Source organism: Roseibium sp., from assembly GCF_050301095.1.
Taxonomy (GTDB): domain Bacteria; phylum Pseudomonadota; class Alphaproteobacteria; order Rhizobiales; family Stappiaceae; genus Roseibium.
The window spans coordinates 1-7,057 of sequence record NZ_JBNKYW010000288.1; the positions used below are offsets into that span (position 1 = coordinate 1).

Annotated in this window: 5 protein-coding genes and 1 pseudogene; all 6 read right to left on the bottom strand. The window is 63.2% G+C overall.

Translation table 11 applies throughout. The annotated features are described in order from the left end of the window. A pseudogene (locus ACQY7U_RS25190) lies at positions 1-258 on the bottom strand (sugar ABC transporter substrate-binding protein); the annotation flags it as partial. A 46-nt stretch (positions 259-304) separates the two neighbouring features. Continuing rightward, positions 305-1,837 (bottom strand): aldehyde dehydrogenase family protein, encoded by a 1,533-nt coding sequence (locus ACQY7U_RS25195; protein ID WP_428651031.1) that lies wholly within the window; start codon positions 1,835-1,837, stop codon positions 305-307. Then, positions 1,834-2,607 (bottom strand): enoyl-CoA hydratase/isomerase family protein, encoded by a 774-nt coding sequence (locus ACQY7U_RS25200; RefSeq protein ID WP_428651034.1) that lies wholly within the window; start codon positions 2,605-2,607, stop codon positions 1,834-1,836. The genes ACQY7U_RS25195 and ACQY7U_RS25200 overlap by 4 nt, the downstream gene beginning before the upstream one ends. Beyond that, complete coding sequence (locus tag ACQY7U_RS25205) at positions 2,604-4,178, bottom strand: acyl CoA:acetate/3-ketoacid CoA transferase (RefSeq protein WP_428651036.1); 1,575 nt, start codon at positions 4,176-4,178, stop codon at positions 2,604-2,606. Before ACQY7U_RS25205 ends, ACQY7U_RS25200 begins: the two co-directional genes overlap by 4 nt. A 2-nt stretch (positions 4,179-4,180) precedes the next feature. Beyond that, positions 4,181-5,182: a Gfo/Idh/MocA family protein gene (locus ACQY7U_RS25210; RefSeq protein ID WP_428651038.1), complete on the bottom strand. Its 1,002-nt coding sequence runs from the start codon at positions 5,180-5,182 to the stop codon at positions 4,181-4,183. A gap of 311 nt (positions 5,183-5,493) precedes the next feature. Further along, the coding region (locus tag ACQY7U_RS25215) for a sensor histidine kinase (protein WP_428651041.1) at positions 5,494-7,057 on the bottom strand (1,564 nt) is incomplete at its 5' end.

Consider the following 7,057-nt stretch of genomic DNA (forward strand, 5'->3'; position numbering starts at 1 on the left):
CTGCACGGCGGTGGGCGGGTTGCCCGAGGTCACCCGGGCGCGCAGCACGGTCATGGCCTGGGAGCCGCCGCCACCGGCAACCGGCATGTCCTGCCAGCCGATGCCCTGCTTTTCCAGATCTTCCTTCAGGACGTTGAGGGCAGCTGCCTCCCCGCCCGACGTCCACCAGTGCAGCACTTCCACATCGCCGGCATGTGCGGTTGCCCCGGCTGCCAGCAGTGCTGCCGCCGCGGTCATCATCGTCGTCAATTTACGCATGGAATCCTCCCTGTCTTGCGCAAAGTCTTCCTCCCCCGCGAGGTGGTCAGGCCACCTGCGGGTCAACCCAAGGCGTGCGTGTGCGTCCGATGCGCATGGTCACGGTTTTCGCCTCGAGAAATTCCTCCAGTCCGTATTTGCCGAGTTCCCGGCCCTGCCCGCTTTCCTCGACGCCGCCGAAGGGCAATTCGGCAAAGCCATCCATCCAGGTGTTGGTCCACACCGTTCCGGCCCGGGCGCGGCGGGCAAATTCCATGCAGGTATGAACGTTCTCGCTCCACACGCCTGCGGAGAGGCCATAGTCGGCATCGTTCACCAGATCGATCGCCTCTTCGAGCGTCCGGAAGGTCAGGACCGAGAGCACCGGTCCGAACACTTCCTCGCGGGCAATCGGCATGTCGCTGCGTACATCTGCGACCACGGTCGGCTGATAGAACTGTCCGCTCAAGCCCGGCACTTCAAGAGCGCCGCCCCCCAGGCGGACAGTTGCTCCGGCGTTTTCTGCATCCCGAACGTATTTTTCGATTTTGCCTTGATGTTCAGGCGTGATGATCGCGCCGACCTTGGTCGATGGGTCCAGGGGATCGCCGAAGGGAACCTTGCGCGACAGTTCGACTGTTCGCTTCAGGAACTCCTCGGCAATGTCTTCGTGCACGATGATCCGGGAACCGGAGTTGCAGCATTCGCCGGCATTGAAATAAACGCCGAAGACGACGGCATCGACGGCGCTTGCCTTGTCCGCATCCGGAAAAATCACCTGCGGGTTCTTGCCGCCGAGTTCCAGCGAGACCTTCTTCAGGGTGCCGGAGGCCGCCTTGACGATGGCCTTGCCGACGCCGGTCGAGCCGGTGAAGGTGACCATGTCGACGCGTTTGTCGGTGGTCATTGCGGTTCCGACGGGATCGCCATATCCCAGAACGATGTTGACGACGCCTGCGGGAATGCCGGCTTCCAGGCAAAGTTCGCCGAGGATAACCGTCGTCGCCGGCGTCATTTCCGACGGCTTTATGACCGCCGTGCATCCGGCTGCCAGTGCGAAGGGCAATTTCTGCGACACGATCAGGAACGGAAAGTTCCACGGTGTGATGATCGAGACGACACCGACCGGCTCCTTCAGAACGAGACCCAGCATATCCGGCCCAAGCGAATTATGGCTCTCGCCATGCATCGTCCTGGCAAGCGAAGCGGCAAAGCGCCAGATGTCGGCAGCCCCTTCGATCTCGGCTTTCGCCTGGGCAATCGGCTTGCCGGATTCCAGCGTTTCCAGGAAAGCGATCCGCTCGCGCTCGCGGTCGATCAGGTCGGCGATCTTCAGGAGAAGGGTTGCCCGGTCCTTGCCGGAGGTGCGCGACCAGCGGCCCTTGTCGAAAGCCTGGCGCGCAGCGGCAACCGCCGCATCCACATCCCGTATCCCACCCTTGGCGGCACGCGTGACGACGGTACCGTGAGACGGCGACACCCGCTCGAAGGTCGCCCCGTCGGCGCTCTGCCGCCAGCCGCCATCGATCAGATGGCGAGCAACAAACGGATCTGCCGGAAGCTGTGCTTTGCTGATGGAGACGACGTTCAATTCACTCATGTTTCTTTTCCGGAAAAATTCGGTTTGCGCTTTTCGCGAAAGGCGGTGACGCCTTCGTCGCGGTCTTCGGTCGGGCTGATCATCCCTGCTCCGAGCGCTTCGATCATGGCGCTCCGGTCTTCGCCGGCCGCCGCATGGACCATGTATTTGGCAACTTCGACCGCACGGGCCGATTTTCCGGCGAGCTTTCCGGCCATCTCGAAGGCCAGGGCCTTCGGGTCGTCCGAAATCTCCGCCACAAAGCCTGCGGCAAATGCCCGGTCTGCCGAAATCCTTCGCCCGAACAGCGCCATTTCCTTGACCATCGGTTCGCCGAGGAGGCGGATCAGCCGCTGGGTTCCCGACCAGCCCGGCACGATGCCGACGGAGGCTTCGGGAAGGGCAAGTGTTGCCTTGGGCGCCATCACGCGGATGTCGCTGGTTGCGGCAAATTCCAGCCCGCCGCCGAACGCATGGGCATTGATGGCTGCAATCGTCGGCTTGGAAAGACGGGCAAGCCGGTCGAAAACGCGATGTCCTTCGCGGACCCAGTGACGGGCGAAATCGAAGGGCTCCAGTTCCGACCATTCCAGGATATCGGCTCCGGCGCAGAAAGCCTTGCTTTCTTCCGCCGTGATCACCACCGCGCGAATGTCCGGATCCCGTTCCAGTTCGTCGCAAATAGGCTCGACCGCCCGCAGCATCTCCAGCGTGAAGGCGTTGAGCTTGGCCGGATTGTCCAGCTTCAGCTCGGCGACGGCGCCATGACGGATGAGATGCAGCGCGCTCATAGGCTCAGCTCCATCGCACCCTCGGTGAGAAGCGCCGTCGGCATCTGGATGAGATTGTCGGCAAGACGGACACGGCCCCGGGAAGCCTCGACGATGTCGCGCGCGGGATCGATACCCGGCATGACTTCCGTGGCGACCAGTCCGGCTTCGGTCAGGTGAATGACACAGCGCTCGGTCACATAGAGAACGTCCTGGCCGAGCTCGCGTGCCCGGCGCCCGGAGAAGGTCACGTGCTCGACCTCGTCCACCATCTTTGTGAACTTGCCCGGTGTCTTGACCCTCAAAACATCTTCGCTCAGGTCCAATTCGGCTCCGGCCTCGAACAGGCCGGAGAAGACGATCTTCCTGGCGTTCGCGGTGATGTCGACAAAGCCGCCGCAACCGGCTGTCAGATAGGGCTTCTTGCCGAGCTTTGAGACATTGACGTTGCCTTCCAGGTCGATCTCCAGGAAGGACAGGAAGGAGACGTCGAAGCCGCCGCCCTGAAAATAGGTGAACTGCTGCGGCGAGGGCATGAAGGCATCCGCGTTGGACGCGCAGCCGAAGGCAAAGCCGGTCAGCGGCATGCCGCCGGTCGCGCCCTGCTCGATGGCCCAGGTCACCGCCTGCTCCTGGCCGGCTTCCAGAAGCACGCGCGGCACCATGGCGGAAATGCCGAAGCCGAGATTGGCTGCCTGTCCGGCTTTCAGCTCCATTGCCGCACGGCGGGCGACGATCTTCTCGACGCTGTGTTCGGCGAGTGTAAAGCTGGACCACGGCCGCATGATCTCGCCGGAAATCGCCGGGTCGTAATCGGTTTCCGTCGTCTGCCGCTGATGGGGATCGACGACGATGAGGTCCACCAGATGCCCCGGCACGCGCACGTCATGGGGGCGCAGGGAGCCGCAGGCGGTGACGCGCTTGACCTGGGCGATGACAAGACCGCCATGGTTACGCACGGCAATCGCCTGCTCCAGACCGCCGAGATAAGCGCCTTCGTGTTCGTAGGTGAGGTTGCCGCGCTCGTCCGCCGTTGTCGCCCGGATGATGGCAACGTTCGGAACAATGTTCGGAAAGTGCAGCCAGGTTTCGCCGCCAAGCTCCAGCCGCGACACGATAGGCCGCTCCGCAGCCGCCTCGTTCATGGCGCAGCCCTGACGGATGGGGTCGACGAAAGTGTCGAGCCCGACCTTTGTCATCACGCCCGGACGGCGTGCCGCCACGTCCCGGTGCATGTCGTAAAGGATGCCGGAGGGCACGTTGTAGGCGGCCACCCGGTTTTCGACCAGCATCTGCCAGATCGCTGGCATCGGCAGGTTGGACGGGCCGGACGGGTAGGACCCCGCGATGATGGTCGAGAGCAGGCCGTCCCTGGCAATGTGGTCGATGCCCTTGATGCCGTACATGTCACCGGCGGCAATCGGGTGCAGCGTGGTGAGGTTCCTCGGGTGCCCTTCGCGGTCGAACCTTGCGCCGATGGCCTCAAGGATCTTGTCCGGGCACCCGAGGCCGGAGGAAGAGGAAACCGTGACGACAGCCCCGTCCTGAATACGGGCGGCGGCTTCATCCATGGAAACGATCTTGGAGGCCATGGTCAAAAGCCTCCGTAGTTGACGGCAACGGCCTTGGCCGATTGCGCGGCCTCGCGCACGGCAAGGGCAACGGCCAGCGACTTGATACCGTCGATGCCGTCGGCAGAGGGACCGCCATTGCCGTTCACGGCCTTGCCGAACAGTCCAAGCGAATATTCATAGAGATTGTGCGTCTCGAACGGGACCGCGCTTTCACCCTCCGCGGTTACCAGACGGATCTCGCCGACCGGTTCCTGGGTCATGACGTTGCGCGCGAAGATCGAGCCGTCCGTACCGTGGAACTCGATACCGGTGCCGGCAAAGCGGTGAGTGAAGCTCTCGTGGGACTGGACCATGGCGCCGGAAGGCATCGACCACACCGACATGACGCTGTCCTCAACCCCCTCGCCCAGCCCGGACGTTCCGGCCTTGGCGACGACCTCGACGGGATCCTCACCGAGGTGAAAGCGGATGGTGTCGGCGTCATGCACGGTTATGTCCGGGATAACGCCGCCACCGGCCGCCGCATCGTTGATCCGCCAGCCGCGCAGGGCATCGGGCAGGTTGACGGCGTGGAAGACGCGCGCGCTCAGCACCTTGCCGATGCGGCCAGAGGAAATCAGGTCCCGGATGGCCAGGTGAGACCCGGCATTGCGCAAATGATGGTTGGTCGCGAAGACCACACCTTTTTCGGCGGCCGCACGAACCATATCAGCAGCCTCTTCAAGGCTCATCGCAAGCGGTTTTTCGCAAAGGACATGCTTGCCCGCGGCAATCGCGGCCAGCGCCTGAGCGTGATGCTTTTCGTTCGTCGTGGAAACATAGACCGCATCGACAGTCTCGTCGGCAAGCTGCGCGCCCAGGTCCGTGAAGCTCTGCGCAATGCCGTTCTCGCGGGCATAAGCTTCACCGCGCTCTGCACTTGAACTCAGAACGGAGACGATTTCCGCACCTTCCTGCGCCCGGATCGCATTGATCATGTAGCTCGAGGCAATCCGGCTCGCACCGATCAGAGCCCAACGCATGACGTCCTCCCGACGATATTTTCTTGGTTTTTGGAACGTTCCAATTTCATGTTGACGACATTTACTGGAACGTTCCAAAAGAGTCAAGGGACGTTTTCGGGATTCAGCCCCAAACCGGACAGCCACAGGCTGACGACCCGTCGACAAAGCCTTCACGCTCGCAGCGCGGCGGAGATCCGGGACCGGAGATTTCAATGAGAAAACCGAGGACGTGCCCGCTTCGGTTCCGGCTCGCGCCACGCTTGACCGGGACGGCGCAAGGCGCAAAGGGCAATTGTCTGCAAGCTTGCGCGGCAAGACGCAATGTCAATTCAGGAAACTTCCTCGACCGGCAAGGCTTCCTCTGCTTCCGGTTCCAGATCGCGCGGAAAGCGGAGTTCGACGGTCGTGCCCTTTCCCGGTTCGGAGAAAATCGTTGCGGTCCCTCCGCTCTGGCGCACGAAACCATAGACCACGGCCAGCCCGAGTCCGGCGCCGCCCTGGTCGGTTCTGGTGGTGAAATAGGGCTCGAACGCCTTGTCCACCTCCTCACGGCTCATACCGATCCCGGTATCGCTCACCGAAACGGCAATCGCGTCATCCTGCTGAAAGGTCTTCACGCAGACCTCTCCCCCCTCCGGCATGGCAGCCGCCGCGTTAAGGCACAGATTGAGCACCGACTGCTCGAAAAGCTCCGGATCCAGCATCAAGGGTGGCAAGCCTTCGGCCAGTTCCAGCTCGAGGCTGCAGTTCTCGCCGATCGCGATTTCAAGGACATCCGCCATCGCCAGCAGGACGGGCGAGATCTCGATGCGGCTAAAACGGATCGGCTGCTGGCGACCGATGGTCAGCATGCTGCTGGCGAGCGACCGCCCCCGGTCGGCGGCCTTGCGGATGCGGGCGATGTTGCGCATCTGCATCTTGCTGAAACCGCCTTCCCGCTCCAGAAGGCCGAGGCTGCCCGTGATGATGCCGATGGTGTTGCCGACTTCGTGACTGAGCTGGTGGGTCAGGCGCATGATGCCGTCGAGCCGCAACGCCATCGCGGCTTCCGCCTCGCGCCTGTCGAGCAACGTCACGTCCCGCGCCAACAGCACGACCCCGCCGTCACTCTGGCGGGAGAGCGAGATCTCCGTCACCGTGCCGTCTCCCTGGCGGTGACGCACGGACAGCGGCTCGCTGAACGGCCTGGCTTCCGCGCCGCCCGGCAGCGTCTCCGTCCTGATTTCGGAAATGGGAGACAGGAATTCGGTCAGCGGCAGCTTGCGGGCCGAGCCCTTGTGTCCGAGCAGTTCGATCACCCGCCGGTTCATGGTGACCGGCTGCCCGGTGGCATCGAAAATGGCAATGCCCTCGTTCATGCTGCGGAAGGTGGACCGGATGGTGCGCGCTGCCGCTTCCGCCGTGCGCCTCAGGCGGGTCACCCGGTCGACGCTTTCCTTGAAGGCGAGGAAGGCCTGCTGCAGGTCCAGAAGCTCGGTCTCATCGCCCTTGTAGTCCGGAAGGCCGACATCCTTCTGCCCTTCCGCCAGCGCGTTCATCCCGCTGGAGAGCGACACGATCCCCCTGGAAACCCGGATGGCCGAGCGGATCGACAGGATGGCAATCGTCAGGACAAGAAGGGACGCGACGGCAACGATGACCAGAAGCCGCTGCAAGGTTGCCGACGTCGACTGGAAATCGTTGTTCAGCGTCCGGGTCACGATGCCGGACTGGGTTTCGGTCGCCAGCGAGAGCTCCCGCGCGACCTTGTGCAACCGGGCGATCGCGGCCCGGACGCCGAACATTTCCAGAAGATAGCTGGTCTGCGCGGCGAACACCTGCTCATAGGGCTTCAGTTCCGCATCTGTCGGCGGCAATGCCGCGCTGCCGGCGGAGGTGCCGGTTTCAGCCACA

Excerpts from the sequence above, each read along its gene's own strand:
- ACQY7U_RS25195 (WP_428651031.1), bottom strand. The coding sequence starts at position 1,837 with ATGAGTGAATTGAACGTCGTCTCCATCAGCAAAGCACAGCTTCCGGCA.
- ACQY7U_RS25200 (WP_428651034.1), bottom strand. The coding sequence starts at position 2,607 with ATGAGCGCGCTGCATCTCATCCGTCATGGCGCCGTCGCCGAGCTGAAG.
- ACQY7U_RS25205 (WP_428651036.1), bottom strand. The coding sequence starts at position 4,178 with ATGGCCTCCAAGATCGTTTCCATGGATGAAGCCGCCGCCCGTATTCAG.
- ACQY7U_RS25210 (WP_428651038.1), bottom strand. The coding sequence starts at position 5,182 with ATGCGTTGGGCTCTGATCGGTGCGAGCCGGATTGCCTCGAGCTACATG.